The 20,917-nt window shown below is 67.2% G+C and carries 21 protein-coding genes and 2 tRNA genes; 12 read left to right on the top strand and 11 right to left on the bottom strand.

Annotated elements, in window-relative coordinates; all coding sequences use genetic code 11:
- Window positions 1-124 precede the first annotated feature (124 nt).
- Window positions 125-271: a hypothetical protein gene (locus N5079_RS28485; protein WP_261587225.1), complete on the top strand. Its 147-nt coding sequence runs from the start codon at window positions 125-127 to the stop codon at window positions 269-271.
- A gap of 95 nt (window positions 272-366) precedes the next feature.
- Here the strand turns inward: N5079_RS28485 and N5079_RS28480 are convergent, their stop codons facing one another.
- A complete protein-coding gene (locus N5079_RS28480; protein WP_261587224.1) occupies window positions 367-1,293 on the bottom strand; it encodes an alpha/beta hydrolase in 927 nt (308 codons plus the stop codon).
- A gap of 151 nt (window positions 1,294-1,444) precedes the next feature.
- Between N5079_RS28480 and N5079_RS28475 the strand changes: the two genes are divergently transcribed.
- A complete protein-coding gene (locus N5079_RS28475; protein WP_261587223.1) occupies window positions 1,445-2,311 on the top strand; it encodes a helix-turn-helix domain-containing protein in 867 nt (288 codons plus the stop codon).
- A gap of 52 nt (window positions 2,312-2,363) precedes the next feature.
- Here N5079_RS28475 and N5079_RS28470 read toward each other — a convergent pair whose 3' ends face one another.
- Window positions 2,364-2,642, bottom strand: coding sequence for a hypothetical protein (locus tag N5079_RS28470; RefSeq protein WP_410007839.1), 279 nt, complete (start codon window positions 2,640-2,642; stop codon window positions 2,364-2,366).
- A 132-nt stretch (window positions 2,643-2,774) separates the two neighbouring features.
- On the opposite strand from N5079_RS28470, the gene N5079_RS28465 reads away from it, so the two are divergent.
- Window positions 2,775-3,476 (top strand): integrase core domain-containing protein, encoded by a 702-nt coding sequence (locus N5079_RS28465; protein ID WP_261587222.1) that lies wholly within the window; start codon window positions 2,775-2,777, stop codon window positions 3,474-3,476.
- A 173-nt stretch (window positions 3,477-3,649) separates the two neighbouring features.
- On the opposite strand, the gene N5079_RS28460 is transcribed toward N5079_RS28465, so the two are convergent.
- Window positions 3,650-4,879, bottom strand: coding sequence for an MFS transporter (locus N5079_RS28460; RefSeq protein WP_261587221.1), 1,230 nt, complete (start codon window positions 4,877-4,879; stop codon window positions 3,650-3,652).
- Between the two features lie 954 nt (window positions 4,880-5,833).
- Window positions 5,834-6,085 carry a winged helix-turn-helix domain-containing protein gene (locus N5079_RS28455; protein WP_261587220.1) on the bottom strand — a complete coding sequence of 84 codons (252 nt, stop codon included), beginning with the start codon at window positions 6,083-6,085 and terminating at the stop codon, window positions 5,834-5,836.
- A 112-nt stretch (window positions 6,086-6,197) separates the two neighbouring features.
- On the opposite strand from N5079_RS28455, the gene N5079_RS28450 reads away from it, so the two are divergent.
- Window positions 6,198-6,476: a hypothetical protein gene (locus N5079_RS28450; protein WP_261587219.1), complete on the top strand. Its 279-nt coding sequence runs from the start codon at window positions 6,198-6,200 to the stop codon at window positions 6,474-6,476.
- Window positions 6,477-7,510: 1,034 nt separating this feature from the next.
- Window positions 7,511-8,185: a hypothetical protein gene (locus N5079_RS28445; RefSeq protein ID WP_261587218.1), complete on the top strand. Its 675-nt coding sequence runs from the start codon at window positions 7,511-7,513 to the stop codon at window positions 8,183-8,185.
- A gap of 584 nt (window positions 8,186-8,769) precedes the next feature.
- On the opposite strand, the gene N5079_RS28440 is transcribed toward N5079_RS28445, so the two are convergent.
- Complete coding sequence (locus N5079_RS28440) at window positions 8,770-9,612, bottom strand: GntR family transcriptional regulator (protein ID WP_261587217.1); 843 nt, start codon at window positions 9,610-9,612, stop codon at window positions 8,770-8,772.
- 132 nt (window positions 9,613-9,744) lie between these two features.
- On the opposite strand from N5079_RS28440, the gene N5079_RS28435 reads away from it, so the two are divergent.
- Genes N5079_RS28435 through N5079_RS28425 form a run of 3 tightly spaced genes read left to right on the top strand, consistent with a single transcriptional unit; the run spans window position 9,745 to window position 12,672 of the window.
- Window positions 9,745-11,250 carry a replication initiator gene (locus N5079_RS28435; protein ID WP_261587216.1) on the top strand — a complete coding sequence of 502 codons (1,506 nt, stop codon included), beginning with the start codon at window positions 9,745-9,747 and terminating at the stop codon, window positions 11,248-11,250.
- A complete protein-coding gene (locus N5079_RS28430; protein ID WP_079315012.1) occupies window positions 11,240-11,419 on the top strand; it encodes a helix-turn-helix domain-containing protein in 180 nt (59 codons plus the stop codon). Before N5079_RS28435 ends, N5079_RS28430 begins: the two co-directional genes overlap by 11 nt.
- Window positions 11,419-12,672: a tyrosine-type recombinase/integrase gene (locus tag N5079_RS28425; protein WP_261587215.1), complete on the top strand. Its 1,254-nt coding sequence runs from the start codon at window positions 11,419-11,421 to the stop codon at window positions 12,670-12,672. Before N5079_RS28430 ends, N5079_RS28425 begins: the two co-directional genes overlap by 1 nt.
- Before the next feature lie 64 nt (window positions 12,673-12,736).
- On the opposite strand, the gene N5079_RS28420 is transcribed toward N5079_RS28425, so the two are convergent.
- Window positions 12,737-12,811: transfer RNA gene (locus N5079_RS28420), tRNA-Lys, on the bottom strand.
- 203 nt (window positions 12,812-13,014) lie between these two features.
- Window positions 13,015-14,172, bottom strand: coding sequence for an acyl-CoA dehydrogenase family protein (locus tag N5079_RS28415; RefSeq protein WP_261587214.1), 1,158 nt, complete (start codon window positions 14,170-14,172; stop codon window positions 13,015-13,017).
- Window positions 14,173-14,258: 86 nt separating this feature from the next.
- Between N5079_RS28415 and N5079_RS28410 the strand changes: the two genes are divergently transcribed.
- A complete protein-coding gene (locus tag N5079_RS28410) occupies window positions 14,259-14,720 on the top strand; it encodes a PspC domain-containing protein (protein WP_261587213.1) in 462 nt (153 codons plus the stop codon).
- Window position 14,721: 1 nt separating this feature from the next.
- Here N5079_RS28410 and N5079_RS28405 read toward each other — a convergent pair whose 3' ends face one another.
- From N5079_RS28405 to N5079_RS28390, 4 genes are all read right to left on the bottom strand, one after another.
- Window positions 14,722-16,011, bottom strand: coding sequence for an MFS transporter (locus N5079_RS28405; RefSeq protein ID WP_261587212.1), 1,290 nt, complete (start codon window positions 16,009-16,011; stop codon window positions 14,722-14,724).
- Window positions 16,012-16,160: 149 nt separating this feature from the next.
- A complete protein-coding gene (locus tag N5079_RS28400) occupies window positions 16,161-16,502 on the bottom strand; it encodes a metallopeptidase family protein (RefSeq protein WP_261587211.1) in 342 nt (113 codons plus the stop codon).
- Window positions 16,503-16,514: 12 nt separating this feature from the next.
- Complete coding sequence (locus tag N5079_RS28395; RefSeq protein WP_261587210.1) at window positions 16,515-17,375, bottom strand: ABC transporter permease; 861 nt, start codon at window positions 17,373-17,375, stop codon at window positions 16,515-16,517.
- Complete coding sequence (locus N5079_RS28390; protein ID WP_261587209.1) at window positions 17,372-18,412, bottom strand: ATP-binding cassette domain-containing protein; 1,041 nt, start codon at window positions 18,410-18,412, stop codon at window positions 17,372-17,374. The genes N5079_RS28395 and N5079_RS28390 overlap by 4 nt, the downstream gene beginning before the upstream one ends.
- Window positions 18,413-18,480: 68 nt before the next feature.
- Between N5079_RS28390 and N5079_RS28385 the strand changes: the two genes are divergently transcribed.
- The 3 genes from N5079_RS28385 to N5079_RS28375 all read left to right on the top strand — a co-directional run bounded on the left by N5079_RS28385 (window position 18,481) and on the right by N5079_RS28375 (window position 20,819).
- Entirely contained in the window at window positions 18,481-19,170 is a 690-nt protein-coding gene (locus N5079_RS28385; protein ID WP_261587208.1) for a TetR/AcrR family transcriptional regulator C-terminal domain-containing protein, read from the top strand.
- Window positions 19,127-20,746 (top strand): metallophosphoesterase, encoded by a 1,620-nt coding sequence (locus tag N5079_RS28380; protein WP_261587207.1) that lies wholly within the window; start codon window positions 19,127-19,129, stop codon window positions 20,744-20,746. The genes N5079_RS28385 and N5079_RS28380 overlap by 44 nt, the downstream gene beginning before the upstream one ends.
- Window positions 20,747-20,819, top strand: a tRNA-Glu gene (locus tag N5079_RS28375). It begins immediately after the preceding gene.
- Window positions 20,820-20,917 lie beyond the last annotated feature (98 nt).

Below are 20,917 nucleotides of genomic sequence, written 5' to 3'. Positions count from 1 at the left end.
CATCGGATGTCCAGCAGGTCATCTCTCGCGAGCTGCAACGGTTGCGGCTGGAGTTTCCAAACTGGGGCTTCCTCGTCCTTCACCACACGTGAGTCGCGGTGCGGGGCAAGAGCATCGCCGCGGCGTGACGGACGGACGCCGGCCGCTGCATGGCATCGCGGCATCATCCAGCCGCGCCCTGCCGCTGCCGGACGACGGCGGCCGCAGCATCGACCTGTCCACCGCGGCGACCGGGATCGCGATGCCGAAGCAGGCATGCCGTGCATGGTGAGACGACCACCTGGGGACCCTGGTGCGTTCTGGATCGGTATCGCCCCCGGCCTCCCGGCACTTGGACCGCCGCCGCACGCGAACCCGGCCATGCGTCTAGACCGCCCGGCCCAGGTTCTCGCCGAAGAACCCGGCGATCCTTTCGACGGCGAGATCCACGTACTTCTTCCTGTCGTAGAGGTCGACGTGGCTGGCGCCGTCGATCCAGTAGATCTCCTTGGGGCCGGTGGCGCGCTGGAAGGCTTCGATGCTCATCCAGGAGGTGACGGCGCGGGTGCCGACGATCATGAGTAGCGGCCGCCGCCCGATCAGCGAGATCGGCGCGAAGGCGTCGAAGGCCGCCATCTTGTCGATGCTGTTCCAGGTGAGGAAGCCCGCTGAGCGGGGGTGCCTGCCACGTTCGGTGCGGTAGTACTCGAAGCCCTCGGCGCCGTGCTCGCCGCCGAGCGCATAGGCCTTCTCGGCGGTGTCGGGGAAGAGGGTCAGCACCGGCGGTTCCTCGCCCCGGGCCTCGACGGTGCGGGCGTGGGACGCGGCGTCCAGCATGCCGAGGAACACGCCAGGGTCCTGCGCGCCGTCGGCCCCCAGGCGGAACTGACGGGCGACGTCGACGGCGCTGACGGTGGCGACGGCCTTCACGCGGCGGTCGCCCGCGGTGGCCGCGAGAGCGTAGCCGCCCGAGGCGCAGATGCCGAGCACGCCGATGCGGTCCGGATTGACGTCGCCGCGGCTGGTCAGGAAGGAGACCGCAGCCTTGAGGTCCTCGACGCGCTGAGCGGGGTCCTCCAGGCCGCGAGGTTCGCCGCCGCTCTCGCCCTGGTAGGCCGCATCGTAGGCGAGCGCAACGAACCCCCTTTCGGCCAGGTGGCGGGCGTAGAGGCCGGCGGCCTGCTCCTTCACGCCGGTGCCGGGGTGTCCGACGACGATTGCCGGACGCGGCCCCTTGGCCGGGATGTCGGGAAGATGGAGATGGCCGGCGAGCGGGATACCGGCGCTGCGGAAGGTGATGTCGATCTTCGCCATGGGATTCTCCGTCCAGTGGACACGTGCCCGGCACGGTGCCGGGCACGTGTCCACAGTCGTCGCGTCCCTCGACAGGCAAAAGCGGCGAGTCCTTGCCCGGGAAAAAACCTGCCCCCTCACCCTCGCCACCCAGGCCCGCACAATGGAGGTCATGACCAGCACATCCGGCCCCGGCGAACTCGGCGCCTTCCTGAGAGCCCGCCGGGCACAACTGGCCCCGGAGGACCTCGGCCTGCCCGAGCAGGACTCTCGGCGCAAGGTCGCGGGGCTCCGCCGTGAGGAGGTCGCTCAGCTCGCCGCGATCAGCGTCGACTACTACACACGGCTGGAGCAGGGCCGTGTCCGAGCGTCCACTTCGGTGCTCGCCACACTGGCCCGCGCACTGCGCCTCGACGAGGACCAGCAGCGGTACCTGTATCAACTGGCCGGCAAGACCGACGCCCGGCCTCGCAGGCGCCGGCCCGCGCAACGCGTGCGACCCGCCATGCGGCGCCTGCTCGACCAGCTCACCGCGACCCCCGCCATCGTGTTGAGCAAACGGCTGGACATCCTTGAGTGGAACGCCGGCGCCGCCGCCTTGTACACCGACTTCTCGCAGCTTCCCGCGGACCGGCGCAACTACCTGTATCTCTTGTTCTGCGACCCGGTCGTCCGGAACATGCACCTGGAGTGGGAGCACGACGCCCGCGACGCCGTCGCCGCTCTGCGCATGGAGTCCGCGGCCACTCCCTCCGACCCGGAACTCGCCCGGCTCGTCGGCGAGCTGTCCGTGAGAGACGCCGACTTCCGTACGTGGTGGGCAGAGCATCGCGTCAACAACGCCGCCTACGGCACCAAGCGCTACCGGCATCGGCTGGTCGGCGATCTCACCCTCGACTGCGACACGTGGAGCAGTCCCGACGGCTCGGGACAGCGCCTCATGGTCCTCACCGCCGAGCCCGGTTCGCCATCGGACGACGCGCTGCGCATCCTCACTTCGTGGGCGGCCGGGCAACCGAGCGGGAGCCTCTCCCCCTGATCAACCGACAGCCATGGTCTACATCCCCCGCCGTGATGGTTGCGTGGGAGGTTCACGGCAGGTGGATGTGGCGACTCTGCCAGCGGGAGCGCAACCATCGGTCGTGGCTGGCGATCACGATCCCCCGGGCCCGCCAGTGCCCAGGGCTTCCTCCAGCTCGTCGCTGAGGCGGGGTGAGAGGTGGTTGGTGGGTTCGTCGAGCAGGAGCACCCCCGGTGGGATCGGCCACCAGCAGCGCCAGAGCGAGCCGGCGGCGCTGGCCGACCGACAGCTCCCCCACTCGCAGGTCCACGTCACGCGGGCTGATCAGGCCGAGCGAAAGCAGCGGCACGGACTCGGCGCGCTCCGGGGCCGAGCGCCCGCTCGTACGTCTCCCGCACCCTGCGTGTGGGTGCCCGAAACTCGGCCGTTGGTGCTGACCTGGGGTTTGGGATTTCAGTTCTGACGGGCATGATCACTTTCCATGGCGTTGCGGCTGGTTTATCTGATCTTGGTTCGACTCGCGGGTTGGCTGATGCTGCTGGGTCGCTCGCAGAGGTCGAAGGATGCGGAGATCGACTCAGCGCCACGGCGCGCGGGACCGATCTGGAGTGAGTTCCTGCGCGCTCAAGCTACGGGGATCTTGGTATGCGACTTCTTCCACTGCGACACCGTGCTGTTCAAGCGCCTGTATTGCCTGGTGGTCATGGAGCTCAGGACCCGCCGGGTGCACGTCCTCGGCGTCACCGGGCATCCGACCGGGTCGTGGGTTGCGCAGCAGGCCAGGAGCCTGGTGATCGAGATGGGGGACAGGGCGAAGGAGTTCAGGTTCCTCATCCGCGATCGGGATACGAAGTTCACCGCGATGTTCGACGACGTCTTCACGGCCGAGGGCATCCGCATCCTCAAGACGCCACCTCGCGCTCCGCGGGCCAACGCGTTCGCCGAACGCTGGATCGGCGGCCTGCGCCGCGAACTCCCCGATCGGATCCTCATCGTCAACGCCCGCCACTTACGGCGCGTGCTGGCGACCTACGAGACCCACTTCAATGAGCATCGCCCGCATCGCTCCCTGGGCCAGGACGCTCCGTTACGAGCCCTTCCTGACCCTGCTCAGGGAGATATCAAGGTCATCCGACGTGACCGTCTCGGTGGGCTGATCCACGAATACGCGCAGGTCGCATAGGACGGCCGAGTTCTTGGCACCCACACGGGTTCGGCGGGATCGCTGGGCCGCAGATCGGTCATGTCAGCCCGGCAGGGTCTCGCCGGTTCGGTTCATCACGCATCTTCCCCACGTGCCCCTCGGGACGGTCCCCTAACGATCGGACCCCGTCCGTTGTGCGCACTGTTTAGCACTCAGAGTGCCGGTCGGCGGGCTGTCTGGCGCAGCAGGCGGCGGCACAGCGGCGCCACCGGAAGTGAGCAGGTGAGGAACAGGACCGCCAGAAGCACCCATCCGGCGGTGTGGGCTCCAGTGACGAGGGTCGTTACGATGGCCGGTCCGAGAGCCACCACAGCGCCTTCGGTGGTCGCCGTCACGGATTGGTACTGGCCCTCGGCGTCCTTGGCCATGAGTTTCAGGGACAGGCCCCAGCGGGCCGCGACGTAGTACAACTCGCCGACCACGTGCAGTCCTAGGCCGATCACGACCACCGCAGCGGCCAGCCACGGGTTGGCCGGCCAGGCCGCGGCTGCGAACACCAGACAGCAGGCCGCCAAGGCGAAACCGGACCGCCAAGATGATCGCACCGCACCCACCAGTCGTCCGCCGTTCCGGGTCACCCGCACCTGGAAGAGCGCGATCATCAACGAGCTGGCCAGCACCGCCAGAGGAGCGATCCACACCGGTGCCGCGCTTTCCCGCTGGAGCCAGAGCGGCAGGCCGCTCGACAGCAACGCCCAGCACAGAGCGAGGATCGCGGTGCTCGACATGATCGCGACATAGGGCAGGTCCCGGACTGCCGCCGTCCCGGCCGCCCTTCGCCCGGCGGGAACGGGAGGCACCCGCGGCAGCCCGACCATGATGGCCGCCGCCACGATGAAGGTAAGGCCGTTGACGACCACCGCGCCGTGATAGGGCCATGCGGTCGTGGTCGACAGGACCCAGGCGGCGGCGCCCGCACCGGCCGCGTAGAGCAAGTGCTGAACGACTCTCGTCTGTGCGAGCACCGTCAGCCGCCGGTCCGGAGGCATCAGATGGTGGATCGCGGTGACCTTGACGCCCTTGGCGGCGGTCTCCATCGAGACGAAGAGAGCCGCCACTACCAGCAGCGTCCAGAAATTGCCGACCACGACGAAAACGAATGAGAATGCGGCCCGTAACATGGTGACGGCGAGCAGAATTTCCCGGGCCCCGAGCCGGTCCGCGAGTGCTCCCACAGGTAGTGCCAGCAGAAGCCCGAGAGCGCCGCCGAGGCCCATCGCCAGACCCATTTGTGTGGGTGGAATTCCCTGAATGGCGGTCAGGTAGATGGCCCACATACTGAACCACAGCCCGTCTCCGAACGCGGAGGCGCCTTCGCTCTGGAGAAATCGCCGGACGATGTATTTCTCGGCTGTCGCACGTTCTCCTTGTCGCTGAGTCACGGTGCCGGTCGCTCCTGACCAGAGGCGGGCGGTGGCCTGCTGAAGGTGACTGCCCGGCCCTCTCGGGCCTCAAACGGTTATGCTCCATCAGAATATGTGAGCAGGATCGAGCCAGGTCACAGACCTATTGCCGTACCGCTCGCGTCCCTGGTGCCCGGCGCTCCCACTCGCAAACGTCACTTTCCGTAGTGAGGGCCGTAAATGTCATGACGCTACGGCCGGGCCGCAGCGGCTTTTTCGTCATGGCCTAATTTGCGAACTCACGAGCACGCGTCACGCGCTGTGATATTTCAAATAATCCTTGACATTCGCGGAAGATTAATAGTTGCCTTAACGGGTGGAGTCGGTCTGAACCCGCCGACAGGGCCCTTGAGTCGCAACCGCCCCTGTGTCCCGCGAATCGCGAAATTCTCCCCGTACAGCCAAATCCAAGGAGGGGTAATGATGCGTTCCCAGGAGTTGCATGAGGCCGGTTGGCGCCTGGTGGTCGTGGGGAGCGACGTTGCCATGCCGCCCAAGCCCGTCCCAGGATAACGGTCGGCTAGCGTCAGACCGCTCTGTGATCGGTTGTCACACCCTGGCTGGGGTCGAGCAGTCCTTCCAGCCCTACGGATTTTTCGCCCGCTGGTTGTCGAGTCTCCGTGGCCAAGTCCACCCTGAAGTCCGCTGGTTAGGTGTCATGGCGGGCAACACGCGAGCAAACATCGAGCAACCATACGAGATCAACTTCTCGTCGCGAGGCCGTCTCGATCGAGAAATCGCAGGTCGGAAGGGGTGTGAGTGTGGGGCGCCAGGGACTCGAACCCTGAACCTACGGATTAAAAGCTGATCGACGCCCTGGGCGCATGGCCTCTGATCTGGGGCTAAGCGTCCAGGGGCGTCCAGCCGTGTCCGGAGGCGTGTGGCGACGTTGCCGTCAACGGTTGCCGTCAGTTCACGCGCCTCCGGACCTGGTCACTCCGCCTTGTCCCGATCTTCAGGAGCGGTAACGAAGCTGCCCATGCCGGGCTCGGTGTGGATCAGGCCGTCTGCCCTGAGTGCCCGCATGACCTTCTGGCCGGTGGCGTTCGCGATGCCGAACTCTTCGATCAGGGCGACGAGTGATGGGATGCGCTCGCCAGGCTTGTACTCGCCGGAGGCGATACGACTCTTGATGATCTCGTAGACCTGCCGCCACCTGGGCTGATTGGCCTTGAACTCCACCACGCGAGCAACGGTAGGAAGCCACTATACGCCGTGGCGATTGACAGCACGCTATAGCGTGCCATAGCTTTCTTTGCCTACGATGCAGCTTACGGGCCTGTGGGAGGAGAGCGAAGTGAGCGGCGAGAAGGCGGCGAGTGTCCCTGTCCTGACCGTGAGCAGCTTGCGGGAGGCGTTTCCCGGCTGGAGCATCTGGCGAAGCTCGGCGGGACGCCTGTGGGCCACACGCAACTGTCGCCTGACGAACGAGGACTACAACCGCGGCCTGTGCCAGACCATCGACGGCGATGACGTCGGCCAACTGGCCGCGGAGCTTCGCCGGCAAGCCGCCCTGGCTAGCGCTCTGCCCAACAGCGAAGCGCGGTGCCTTGTCTCTCGGGACAGCTCGCACTGAGCGGCACCACGTGGACGCGAAACTGCGGGGCCTCCTCCATGACCCGGCGGACCTGATGGAGGAGTCCGATTGCCCAGGTCTCTCGCCGCACCTCCGCTGCGCTGTACCCGAGCCGGAGAAGCTGCTCTGGGTCTCTCAGCCTCGCGGGCCATACCGCGTCGTGGACTACACCTGCGACTGCCAAGCCGTGCTCTACGAGCTGATCTCCTGTGGCTGGATCTACCTAATTCACAAGGTCATCCAGTCTCAACCGCCCAAGCACGCCTATGCCGGCGGGTGGAGCGAGGCCAGCCTTTGGTGGAGCAGGGTCTTGACTGGCACTGCACGCTAAATACAACCAGCACTAAAAGTGAATTTAGTTCTTCCGAAAGTGAGCCTGGCCGTCATTGTCGCCTGGTTGCGTTTGCCTCACTTTGGGTGACACTATGTTTACCAAGTTGATACATGTGCCATGCAGTCCCTCGAACCCCAACAGGCGTCCCATCTATCAAGTGTCGCTCTGACCCTTCGTATTTTGTCTGGGCTGTGAGGAGGGGGCGTATATGTCGGACGAGATTCCACGTCCGGACGCGACTCGGCGCATAGCGCCGCGCAAGCATGCACGTGTGTGGTCCAAAAAGAGGATCGTCCTCACGGTACTTGGCTTGGTTATCACATTAGGGGGTGCTGGGTCCTATCTCTATATAGGTCTGGGAGGACATCCGGGCGTGTCGGTAATTCCGTCAGCTATTGCCATGGCCGCTGGCTGTCTTATCGTTCTTTTCAGTAACTATTCCCCGGAAAGGGCTACGAGGTATGCAATGGGGGCGGCCGCGATATTCGGTTTTGCCCTAGCTGCGGCGGCTGTACCCTTTGACAAGGGTGATGGCCCCAACCTCGCTGTAGTCCCTAGTGCAACTCGCGCGCAAGCTGCCGTACCCTCAAACTCCTCCAGCAGTATTTCCGCATCTCCGGATCTTCCCAGGTCCAAGTCCCCCAGCCCCACACCCTCACCGTCTCCTCTTGGAGATCCTGTCCGCGTCGAGCTTGTACGAGTGGAGCCTCATGAGGAGGAAACGGATTACTGGGTATTCGCGCAGCCTGCGATTCTCTCTGCACGAGAGTTAGCCGGGTTGAACCGCACGGAATCATCGCAAGACTATCCATATTCCGAGATCAGATGGTTCCGGAGTCATGGTGGCGTGACGCTAGGAGACATCACCATCAAATTGGTATTGCAAGGGGCTCGTAAAACTCAAGTCCGGATCATTGGAATGCGTGCCTTGCCTCACTGTAGTAGTGCGCTGCGGGGAACATTTTTCAACTCGCCAAGCGCGGGTTCTGCTGAAGTAATCGGCCTGGGGTTTGATCTCAATGAACGCTATGTCAAGGCGCGTAACCTCCATAGAAACGGAGAGTTGACGGGTGACTACTTCGCCGACAGAACGATCTTGTTGAAGCATAACGAGGAAGAGGTCTTTAAGCTCCATGTAAACACGGCAGACAATCGTTACTGCGAGTTCCGGATTCAAATATCCGTCCTGGATAATGGCCGTGTTTTCAAGGAAATCGTAGACGATCACGGTATGCCGTTCCGAGTTACGGCATATATCGGTGATGGTAATGATGAGCCAGAGGATATCTATCCGGTCGTATACAACGGGGGAGTTCTTACTTCGGATCAACCCTGGGAGCTTGTTAAGCCTAAACCAAAGACTAAAAAGCGATAAACTGTCAAGTAAGAGCCCTGATCGCCTCGTACGCCGTCGTCCCACCGCGAAGCGGCAGCGGGCCGGGGACGGAGGGGCAAGCCCGGCCTCGCGTGTACCTGTACCCGGTGACCTTCCGTATTCGCTGGTTGTCCTGCCCGCACGGCGGGGCTTGCGCCGTAGGAGCCGGTCTGCTGGGCTCTGCCTGGGCGACGGTGGGCGAGGCGATCAGCCCCCGCTACCTACGGCCCGTGCTCGTGCCCGGCGATCACCTCGGGGCCGGAGTGCCCCCGCCGGAGGCGCATGATGCTCAGCCCTCGTCGCCCCTGTACCTGAAGCCGGGGAGCGTAGCGGCCGGCGCAATGCCGTAGGCGCCCGAAGGGCCGCGTAGCGGTTGGGCCGGCGGCGGAGCGGTGGGCGACGGCGCGCGTGTGATCGGCGGGTTCGGTCGGTACAGCGGGGTGCTCCTGCGGCGGGGGCGGCCCGAGCCGCCGACGTCCGGGACCGGCCGGAGAGCCGAACGCCCGGACGGTGGGCGGGCGTGGGGCCGCCAGCGGCGGCGCGCAGCGCCGTCGCCTTGAACCAGTAAAGAAACTTTGAGCCCACTACACCCGAAGGGCCGCGAGTCCTCCTGGTTCGGCGGTGTGGTGGTCGCTGACGGATGCGGCCTCGAAGCGGTCGCCTGGGGCTTCGATCTCGGTGAACTCCAGCGGGCGGCCGTGCTGGCTGAGCATGACCCGGCGCACGACCAGCAGGGGCGTGCCGATCGGCTCCATGCCGAGATCCTCGTAGGTCTCTCCGTACGGCATCCGGGCGTGGACGGAGGTGGTCCAGCGCAGCGGCCCGTGCTGCCTCTCCAAGTGGGCGTAGTAGTCCTCGGGCTCCACGTGGGATTCGATCTCCCGGCCTGAGCCTTCGCCTCTGATCGTCGCGACCTGGTCGGCGAGCACGTACGAGGACAGATGGATGCGGGCGCGGGTCTTGGTGTGCTGCCAGTAGGCGTAGCGGTAGACGACCATCGTTCCCCGGCGTACCGCCAGGATGTCGGCTCGGCTGCCCTCGGCGGTCATGAACAGCGCCGAGTTCGGCGTGACCTTGCTCTGGGCGCGTTCGGCTTCGCTGGGGACGGTGACGTGTTCCCATCCTTGCTTGGCGGGGTCGTAGGCCGGGTTCAGCAGGTCCTCGTGGTCCGGCCAGCCAGTGAGGATCAGGCGGCGGTCGGGGGTCGGGCGGACGAATGTGCCGCGGCCGTGGGCGACGGTCAGCAGTCCCTCTCCGGCGAGCTGAGCGATGGCCTTGCGGATGGTCGGCCGAGAGGTGGCGTACTCGCTGGCGAGGAACGCCTCTCCCGGTAGGGCCTGGCCGGGCTGGTAGTGGTCTTCCAGCACGTCGTTCCGCAAGAGGTCGGCGATGATCCGCCAGCGGGCGGCTTCCTTCTCCTCGGCCATGTGCCGTTGTCCCTCCTTCTCGTCGCTGATGTCTTTACAAGAGGTAGCACGTATTGGCTAACATGTCCACGTGAGCAACCACGTAGCACGTCTTGGACTACGTCTAGGTCACCTCGGGAGAGAGGAGGTCGCATGTACAGCAAGGAGGAACAGCACCACACCCCACGTGAGCAGCCTGAATGGCTGCTCGATCTTGCACCTCTGATGAACGACCCAGGCCATGACCGCTGGCGGACGATGGTCGCGGCTACCGGAGGATGTGCCAATCCGGTGCACCTGACGGGGGAGTCTCTCGTCGTTCACGCGGACACCGGAGAGGTCCTGCACACCTATCGCACGGCGGATGAGCCGTACGGGCGGCTGCTCGTCGCCTGCGGCAATCGCCGGTCGTCGGTCTGCCGGGCCTGCTCGCAGCTCTACGAGGCGGATACCTTCCAGCTCGTCAGGGCCGGGCTGTCGGGAGGAAAGGGCGTCCCCGCTGAGGTCAGTGCACACCCCCGGGTCTTCGTCACGCTCACCGCTCCGTCGTTCGGCCCGGTCCACACCCGCAGGGAGAAGGACGGCACGTCCCGCCCCTGCCGTCCACGCAGCCGAGACGAAACCTGCGAACACGGGCGGCCGGTCGGCTGCCACATCCGGCACGAGCCGAAAGACGAACAGCTCGGACAACCGATCTGCCCCGGGTGCTACGACTACCGGGGCGCGGTCCTCTGGCAGGCGCACGTCGGGGCGCTGTGGCACCGCTTCACGCTGGAGATCCGGCGAGAGCTGGCCAGTCAGGCGGGCCTGAGCCGGAGGGCCTTCGCGCAGTTCGTCCGGGTCTCCTTCGCCAAGGTGGCGGAGTATCAGCGCCGGGGACTCGTCCACTTCCACGCCGTGATCCGCCTGGATGGTCCTGGCGGTGCACAGGAGGCACCTCCCGAATGGGCGGACCACTCGCTGCTCTGCCGCGCCATTCCGCCAGCGGTCAAGCGGGTTCGGGTCACCACTGCGCCAAGCGCCCTCGGACGGTGGGACCTCCGATGGGGCGATCAGCTCGACATCCGGCCCATCGTCCTCGGCGGCGCTGCGGAGGGCCTCAGTGAGCGCGCCGTGGCGAGCTACATCGCCAAGTACGCCACCAAAGGCGCGGAAGCCTCCGGGACGATCGATCACCGGTTGGCCTGCCCGGCGTGTAGTGGCCGGGGGCGTGACCGGTTCGCCACCTGTCGGCGCTGCCAGGGAACCGGCCTCAGAGAGGGCCTGCACCTGGACGCCCTGCCCGTAACCGAGCACGCCCGGCGCATGATCCGCGAGTGCTGGGACCTCGGCGACCGTCCGGAGTTCGCCGACCTACGGCTGCGGCCCTGGGCTCACATGCTCGGCTTCCGGGGCCACTTCTCCACCAAGAGCCGTGACTACTCCACCACGCTCACGAGGATTCGCGGCGAGCGCGCCATGCACCGCGCGACGGAGGCACGGGAGAAGTACGGCCTTCCGGCCGTGGGGGACGCGACCACCCTCGTGCTCGGTCACTGGCGGTTCGCCGGCATCGGCTACACCCCCGGAGAAGCCATCCTCGCCGAGCACATCCGGCAGCGGGTGGAGACCGCACGGGCCATTGCCGCCGAGCGCGAGGAGGACCGGCTTGGCGGATGACTTCCTGACGGTGGAGGAGGCCGCACAACTCCTAAAGATCGGCAGATCCACTCTCTACGACCTTCTCCGCTCCGGCGAACTGGCCTCGTTCCTCATCGGCCACCGTCGCCGCATCCCCAGATCCGCCATAGACGATCTCGTCGCCCGACTGATGAAGGAGGCTTCCTGATGCCCAGACGCACGAAGCAACCGAACGGCGCTGGCAGCGTCTACCAGCGCAAGGATGGCCGCTGGGAGGGCGCGGCCTACCTGGAAGGCCTCGACGGCACCCGGAAGCGGTTCCGGGTGTACGGCAAGACGTGGGAGGAGGCCAACGCCAAGCTCACCGAAGCTCTCGCCAACGCTCGTAAGGGCGTCCCCGTGGAGACGACCACGCTCAGCCTCGGCGACTACCTGACGTACTGGCTCGAACAGGTCGCCAAGCCGAAGGTCCGGTCGTCCACCTACCGGAGTTACGAGACGTACGTGCGGCTGTACCTGATCCCCGGGCTCGGCAAGAAGCAGCTCAAGAAGCTCACGGCTCAGGACATCCGGACGTGGCTCGTGAAGGTCGCCAAGACGTGCCAGTGCTGTCTCCAGGGGCACGACGCCAAACGTCCGAAGCGGCACAAGGACCCGGCGAAGCAGCAGCGATGCTGCGCGATCGGGAAGTGCTGCAACAAGGTGCTGTCGTCCCGGACGGTCCAGTACCTTCACGCCCTGCTCCGGGCCGCGCTCGCTCAGGCGGTCCGCGAAGATCTGGTGCTGCGCAATGTCGCGAAGAACGTCCAACTGGGCACGGTCGAGAGGCCGGAGATCCAGGCGCTCACCCTCGACGAGGCCAAGCAGTTCCTCCGGCAGGCGCGCAAGGGCCGGTTCTACGCGGTGTACGCGGTGGCTCTGGGCGTCGGCCTCCGGCGTGGCGAGGCGCTCGGGCTCCGCTGGGATGACGTCGACCTGGACAACGGCGTGCTCCGCGTCCGGCAGGCACTCCAGCGGCAGAAGGGCGAGGGGCTCAAGCTCGTGCCGCTCAAGACGCAGCGCTCTCGTCGTACGATCCGGCTCCCGGAGAACCTGGTGAAGGTCCTCAAGGAGCACAGGGCCGAGCAAGCCGCGGAGCGTCTGGCGGCCGGATCGGCCTGGAACAACCCGCACGGCCTGGTCTTCACGACGCACATCGGGACCGCCATCGAGCCGGAGAACCTCTACCGGCACTTCCGGGCCGTGTGCGACGCGGCAGGCATCCGGCGGGTACGGCTGCACGACCTCCGGCACACTTGCGCGACGATCCTGCTCGCACAGGGAGTGGACACCCGGACCATCATGGAGATCCTCGGCCACAGCACGATCGTCCTGACCATGAACACCTACGCCCACGTGCTGCCCGAGCACCAGGCGACCGCGCTCGACAAGCTGGAAAAGGCGCTCGGGGGACTCGCGTAGGACGTTGCCGTCAACCGTAGCCGTCAACAGCCCTTAACGATCACGATTGCAGGACTGTTTTCGCTGGTGGGGCGCCAGGGACTCGAACCCTGAACCTACGGATTAAAAGTCCGCAGCTCTGCCATTGAGCTAGCACCCCTTGCTAGATGCAGGGTACAGAGACTACCGCGCCTTCGGCGACGCACTTCGACGCGATCACGATATCCGGCGACGGAACCCGTCTGCAGGGCAGCCGGCCGCGAGAGCCGTACCCGACACCACATCCCCGGAGATCCCGCCCTCGAACCGCGTCGCGGCCCGAAACCCTCAGCAAGCCGCCCCGGCCGAAGACCGGAGATCGCGTCAGCGGTACGCCGGGAGGCCGGTGAGGGCTTCGCCCAGCACCAAGGTGTGGATCTCCTGAGTGCCCTCATATGTCAGCACTGACTCCAGGTTGTTCATGTGCCGGATGACCGGATATTCCAGCGTCACGCCGTTCGCCCCGAGCACAGAACGGGCCTGGCGGGCGATGTCCAGAGCCGCCCGCACGTTGGCCAGCTTGCCGAAGCTGACCTGCCGGGGCTGCAGCGTGCCGGCGTCCTTCAAACGCCCCAGATGCAGCGCGGTCAACCCAGCCTGCCCCAGAGAGACGGCCATCCAGGCCAGCTTCTCCTGCGTGAGCTGGAAGGCGCCGATCGGCTTGCCGAACTGGACGCGGGTCGTGGCGTACTCCACCGCGGCCTCCAGGCACGCGCGGGCCGCGCCCACGACGCCCCACAGGATCCCGAACCGGGCCTCGGAAAGGCATGAGAGCGGGCCCTTCAGACCGGTCACGCCCGGCAGTACGGCTGACGCGGGAAGCCGTACGTCGTCGAAGTAGAGCGAGGAGGTGACGGACGCCCGGAGGGACATCTTCCGGTGGATCTCCGGTGCCGAGAATCCCGGTGTCGACGTCGGGACGACGAAGCCGCGGATGCCCGAGTCGGTCTGCGCCCACACCACGGCCACGTCGGCGATCGAGCCGTTGGTGATCCACATCTTGGCGCCGTTGAGGGTCCAGTCGCCCGAGGGGTCCTGCTTGGCGGTGGTGCGCATGCCGGCCGGGTCGGAGCCGTGGTCGGGCTCGGTCAGGCCGAAGCACCCGATCGCGTCGCCGGCGGCCATCGCGGGCAGCCACTCCTCCTTCTGCTCGTCCGAGCCGTACTTCCAGATCGGGAACATGGCGAGCGATCCCTGCACGGACACGAACGACCGCAGTCCCGAGTCGCCGGCCTCCAGCTCCCGGCAGGCCACGCCGTACGAGATGGCGTCGAGCCCGGCGCAGCCGTACCCGTCGAGGTGCATGCCCAGCACGCCGAGTGAGCCGAGCGCGGGGGCGAGCTCACGGGCGGGGAAGACGCCCTCCTCGAACCAGTCGCCCACGCGGGGGAGGACCTGGCGGGAGACGAAGCCCCTGACGGCGTCCCTGACCATGCGCTGTTCATCGGTGAGCTGGTCGTCGAGGTTGAGGAGGTCGTCCATGAAGGTCAGCGTATAGGGGCCTACTCCGGGTCCGGCCAGGGGGAATCCCGATGTGCCGAGGGCCGCGAAAAGGGCAGTGTGGAGGCATGAACGAGATGCACACCAACGGTTCAGTGAAGCAGCTCCGCCGCACCCGGAACGGCAAGATCATCGCAGGAGTCTGCTCCGGCGTCGGCGAGTACATCGGCGTCGACCCGAACATCCTGCGCCTCGCCTTCGCCGTCGCCACCTTCTTCGGTGGCCTCGGAGCCGGCGTGTACGCCGTGGCGTGGCTCCTGCTCCCCGAGGACGGCAAGCCCACCTCCATCGCCCAGGACCTCATCAACAACAACAAGGACGGTCACGTCTGGCAGGACGCCAAGGCCAGGTGGGACCACGCGCAGAGCACCTGGAAGCGGCCCGCCGACCCGGCCCCCTACGGCCGGCAGCCCGCCGGTTACGAGAGCCACCCGTACGGCCAGGCCCCGGCTTCCACCCCGACCCCTGCTCCGACCCCCACCCCAGACAACGGCCCCGAGGTCAAGCCCGAGGACAAGCCGCAGGCCTGAGTCAGGCGGCGGCCCGGACCTTGGCGATGATCTCCGTACGAGACTCGGTCCAGAGCATGGCCAGCACGGCCGCGACCGAAAGCCCGGCCGCTCCGGCCAGGGCGACCACGGGCTCTGGACCGAGCTTCTGCGCGGCCACGCCTCCGATGAGGATGCCGATCCCCTGGGCGGCCAGCAGCCCCGACTGGACGAGTCCGAAGGCCTGGGCGCGTCCCGCGGGCGGGACGCACTGGACGAACGCGGCGTTCGCGGCGAGCTGGTAGGCGCCGCCGATTCCGGACAGCACCCAGAGCGCGATCACGCCCTCCAGCGGCGGCCGCATCGCGCACACGATCAGCGGTGCGCAGGTGAGCATGGACAGCCACCCCATCCCGTGCAGCCGCCCCGACGGGGTGACGAACCGGCTGAAGAAGAACGCGCCGGCCACGGTCCCCGTCGGCATCGCCGCCATCAGCAGTCCGGTGATCACCGGAACGGGCAGCGCCCCGCCGCCGAGTCTCGCGGCGTACGGCACGGCGATCCCTTCGGGAAGCACGTAGAAGCCGCAGAGCCAGGCGAAGAGCACGAGAGTGCGCAGCCGCCGGTCGCCGAAGACGAGCCGTGCGCCCGCCCTCGTCATGGTCCACATCGACAGCCGGGCTCCGTCGGCGCGCAACGACGCCGGGCGCCGCCGTACCCCTGAGATGATCACCAGGGCCGACCCCAGGAACGTCGCCGAGTCCAGCGCGAGCGCGCGGTACGGCCCCAGGCCGGCGATGACGGCCCCACCCGCGGCGAAGCCGAGCATCTGGACGGCCTGGTTGGTGACGTTCTGGATGGCCGACCCCACGACGTACCGATCGCCTTCGAGCACCTCCGGCAGCAGCGCGGCGCGGGCGGCCGAGAACGGCGCGCTGAGCAGCACGACGCAGAAGACCAGCGCGCACAGCGCCGAGAACGGCATGCCTGGCACGGCCATCAGAGCCAGCAGTGCCGCCCGGAGGAGGTCGCAGTAGAGCATGACCCGCCTGCGGGGATAGCGGTCGGCGAGACCGGCCAGCAGGGGTCCGCCGATGATCGGCGGCAGGTAGGTCAGTGCGTAGACAGCGGCCGTGGCCAGCGCCGAGTGGGTCCGGCTGTAGACGAGCACGGCCAGAGCCACCTGCGCGAGCTGGTCGCCGAGCAGCGACATGCCCTGCCCGAGCCACAGCGCGCGGAACTCCCTGATGGCGACGACTTCGCCGTATGTGATTCGGCCCTCGGGTGGACGGCGGTGCCTCCCTGATAGCCGGCTGGGCTTCGTGGCCGCCATGTGACTCCGCTGGGCTTGCCGGGGTTGCTGCGCGTACGACTTGGTGGGCTGTGCTTGCCGGACTGCGTCTGACGAAACCGTCGCCTGACAGACCGTCGCCAATATGTTACTTACAGTGCCCGCTGTTTCGACGCTTTGCAACCCTGCGATTACCACCCGAGTTCGTGAAGTCTCTCGTCGTCGATGCCGAAATGGTGGGCGATCTCGTGGACGACGGTGATCCGTACCTCTTCGACCACGTCTTCCTCGGTATCGCAGATCTCCAGCGTGGGATTGCGGTAGATCTCGATCCGGTCCGGCAGGACCCCCGAATACCAGTCACCGCGCTCGGTGAGCGGGATGCCGGTGTAGAGCCCCAGGAGCTCGGGCTCGGGCGGGTCGTCCACGACGACCACCACGACGTTGTCCATGACCTTGGCGAGCTCCGGCGGGATCGTGTCCAGCGCCTCGGCCACGAGCTCCTCGAACCTCTTCAGCGGGACGTCGATCACCCCCTCATCGTGTCACCGTGAGGTGGCCGTCCGATACCGCCGTACGGCAAGCGGCACGAAGACCGCCAGGATCAACAGCGACCAGCAGAGCGTCGCGATCACCGGGTGCCGGAGCGGCCAGGACGCGGCCGCCGAGCCGGGGTTGCCGAAGAGCAGGCGGGCGGCGGAGACGACCGCGCTCATCGGGTTCCAGTCCGCGATCGGCCGCAGCCAGCCTGGGAGCCCTTCGAGCGGGACGAACGCGTTCGCCAGAAATGTCATCGGAAACAGCCACCCGAATGTGGCCGCGTCGGCCTGCGCCCCGTTCTTCACGAATAGCCCGATATAGGTGCCCACCCAGATCATCGCGTACCCGAACAGCGCCAGCAGCCCGAAGCCCGCGAGAGCCTCCAGAGGCGTCCCGTGCGGGCGCCATCCGGCGATGAGGACGCCGCAGACCGCCATCGACGCCAGCGTGAGCAGGTGCATCGACAGATCCGCGACGCTCCTTCCCGCCAGTACGGCACTGCGCGCGATGGGCTGCGCCCGGAAGCGGTCGATGATGCCGAGAGCCATGTCCTCGGCGACGGCCGTGGCGGACGCGACCGCGGACAGCGCCATGACCTGCATGAAGATGCCGGGCATGAGGTAGTTCCGGTAGTCGCCCCCGCCCGGCAGCCTGATGGCGCTGCCGAAGACGTACCCGAACAGCACGGTCATGATCACAGGGAAGACCAGGAAGCCGACTATTTCGCCCGGTTGCGCCCGCAGCCGGGCGAAGGTCCGCCCGGCGATCGTCAGGGCGTCCAGAAGGACCCAGCGCAGCCGGCCGGCCGTCGTGGAGGGAGGAGCGGCGGGAGGAGCGGCGGGCGTTCGCGTGTCCAGGACGGTCATGCGGCGGTCATCCCTTCAGCTCGGCCGGTCGGCCCGCCGGCCTCATGCCGGTCCGGCCCGCCGCCCTCTGGGGCGTCCGGCCGCGTGGTCAGCTGGAGGAACACCTCGTCCAGCGTGGGCCGGCGCAGCCCGAGGTCCTCGACGGCGATCCCGGCCCCGTCCAGGGCCGCGGCGATCTTGATGAGGGAGGCGGCGCCGTGCTCGGCGGGGAGGGTCAGCCGGTGCTCGGCCCGGTCGATCTCCAGCCTGTCGTCCGGCTCGTCGCCCAGCCGGTGCTCCGGGTCGCCTTGAAGGACCGCGCGAATGACCTGGACGCCCTCGGCCAGGTCCGCGGCCTCGCGGAAGACGACGCTCACGCGGTCTCCGCCGATCCTCGCCTTGAGCTCCGACGAGGGGCCGGAGGCCGCGACCCGCCCGGAGTCGATCACGACGATCTGGTCGGCCAGGTGGTCGGCCTCGTCGAGGTACTGAGTCGTCAGAAGCAGGGTCGTGCCCTCGGAGACCAGCTCGCGCAGCATGTCCCACAGGGCCAGCCGGCTCCGGGGGTCGAGGACCGTCGTCGGCTCGTCGAGGAAGAGCACGGGGGGCGAGACGATCAGGCTGGCGGCCAGATCGAGCCTGCGGCGCATCCCGCCGGAGTACGTCTTGACGGGCCGGTCCGCCACGTCCGCCAGGCCGAACCGTTCGAGCAGCTCGTCCGCCCGCAGCCGTGCCGTACGGCGGGGCAGGTGGTAGAGCCGGCCGAAGAGGACGAGGTTGCGGTGGCCGGTGAGCAGCTCGTCGACGGCGGCGTGCTGGCCGGCGAGGCCGATGCGATAGCGCAGGCGGTCGGCGTCCCGCACCACGTCGCAGCCGGCCACCCGGGCCGTGCCGCCGTCCGGGCGCAGCAGCGTGGTGAGGACGCGCACCATCGTCGTCTTGCCCGCGCCGTTCGGCCCGAGCAGGCCGCACACCGTGCCCGCGGGCACCTCGAGGTCTACTCCGCGCAGCGCCTCGGCCGGGCCGTACCGCTTACGGATCCCTTCCGCGTAGATCACGCCATCTCCTTAACGCCGTTAAATTTAACAACGTTAAGCATGCATTGAACGTTGTTAAGCTGTCAACCGTGGCCCTCGAACGCGACAAGATCGTCAGCACGGCTCTGCGGCTCCTCGACGAGGTGGGGCTCGACAAGCTGACGTTGCGCCGGCTGGCGGCCGAGCTCGGCGTGCAGGCCCCGGCGCTCTACTGGCACTTCAAGAACAAACAGGAGCTGCTGGACGAGATGTCCGAGGTCATCAGCGTCCGGGAGGCTCCCCCGCTTGTTCCGCTGGCCGAGGGCGAGTCATGGGAAAGCTGGCTGGGGGACTGGATCCGGGGCCAGCGGAGGATCTTCAACTCCCACCGGGACGTGGCGCGGCTCACGGCGGGCACCCACCCCGGCCAGGGAACCCTCGCGGCCGTCGAGCTCATCTTGGAGTCGCTGCAGCGTGCGGGGTTCAGCGGCACCGACGCCATGTGGGGTCTGGGCACGCTCGCGAGCTTCCTGGGCGGATTCGTGCTTGAGGAGCAGGCGGATCGGGAACGGGGGCTGAGTGCTCCCGCCCATTTCGAGGAGGCGCTTGAGGGGCTCGCGCCGTACCCCAACCTGCGGGCGGTCATGGCCGAGACCGGCGGCCCCCAGAGTGACGCCTCGTTCGAGCACGGCCTGTCCCTGATCCTGGAGGGCATGCGGGCGCGACTGGTCCCGATTTCGGGTAGTCAGGAAGGACATGGATATCTCGGGGTGGAAGGCGACCGCCCGGCGGTTCGGTAGCGGCCGGGCGGCGCGGGCCCTGGCCATCGTGCTCGCCGCCGTGGCAGGAGGGTGGCTGGGGCTGGCGTTCGGGGCGTCCGTGGACACGCCCGTCGGCCCGGCGGACATCGGGATGTCCCTGCAGCCGTCCTGGAGCGGCGAGACCGTCGTGGACATCCGCCCGCTCGGAACGCTCAGCTTCAACAGCCACAACAGCCCGGTACGGCTCAGCCTGGACATCGAGGCCGTCCATCCCGACGCGGCCGAGCAGATCCTGAAAAACCCGCGATGGGCCGACCGGCTCCCCATGATGATCGAGAGCGACGTGGCCAACGGCCTGCGCCGTCTCATCATCCGCGCGCTGATCTGCGCGGTGGTCGCCGGCTTCCTGACCGGCCTGGTGGTCTTCCGGCGCCTCTCCAAGGCGGCGTGGACCGGCGCCGGCTCCCTCGTCATGGTGGTCCTTCTCGGCGGGCTGTCGGCCGTGACGTTCAATCCGCGCTCGGTCTCCGAGCCCCGCTACACCGGGCTGCTCACGGGTGTGCCGTCCCTCGTCGGGAGCGCCCAGTCGATCGTGAGCCGGTTCTCCGAGTACCGCGGACAGCTGGCCAAACTGGTGACAAATGTGTCACGGCTCTACGAGGCCGGGTCGACGCTGCCCATCTACGACCCCGACCCGGACACCATCCGTGTGCTGCACGTCTCCGACCTGCACATCAACCCCGTGGCCTGGAACGTCATCAAGTCGCTGAAGGACCAGTTCAAGGTCAACCTGATCATCGACACCGGTGACATCAGCGACCATGGCACCGGGGCCGAGAACGAGTACGTCAAGGAGATCGGCCGCCTCGGCGTGCCGTACGTCTTCGTCCGGGGCAACCACGACTCCCTGACCACCCAGCGGGCGGTCGCCAAGCAGAAGAACGCGATCGTGCTGGACGACGTCGCCGCGACGGTCAAGGGCCTGAACATCTACGGCATCGGCGACCCCCGGTTCACGCCGGACAAGTCGGTCCAGCTGTCCGACGACTCCAGCCGCGCGCTCTACAACCTCGGCCGCGCCCATTCCGTGGAGCTCGCGCCGCCGGAATGGCCGCGAGCGCCGTCGACGTCGGCCCCGGACAAGATCGGCGCCGACATCGTGGCGGTCCACGACCCCACCGTGGGCCGAGGGTTCTCCGGGTCCACGGCGCTCGTGCTGGCCGGCCACATGCACCAGCGGTCCACCGAGCTGCTCCGGACGGGGACCAGACTGATGGTCCAGGGATCAACGGGCGGCGCCGGCCTCCGCGGCCTCGAACAGGACCAGCCCACGCCTCTCATGGCCTCGGTGCTCTACTTCAGCAAGTCCACCCATCGCCTGCAGGCCTGGGACGACATCACGGTCGGCGGTCTGGGGGAGCAGTGGATCCAATGCGAACGTCATATCGAGCCTGACCCTGGCCGTACAATTTTCCCGGAGTCGACGAAAGTCCCGCAGCCAACGGGAACGATCAAAGGCTCACCGTCGCCAACCGCTTTGGCATCAGGGGCAAACGTCCCCTATGCTTCAGAGGTCTCCGACGGAAGACGTCACGGAACAGGGCACCATCCCTGAGCCCCCATCGTCTAGCGGCCTAGGACACCGCCCTTTCAAGGCGGCGGCACGGGTTCGAATCCCGTTGGGGGCACTCCGGAGCGTCAGGCTCACCGGGAAAACGAGAGGTCGAAGACCTCCGAAGAACTGGTAGGCTAGGCGAGCCGAACAACACGGAAGGGAAACCTTCCG

The sequence above is a fragment of the Planotetraspora sp. A-T 1434 genome (assembly GCF_025420585.1).
GTDB lineage: Bacteria > Actinomycetota > Actinomycetes > Streptosporangiales > Streptosporangiaceae > JAOEGB01.
This window is presented reverse-complemented; position numbering and strand designations above follow the sequence as displayed.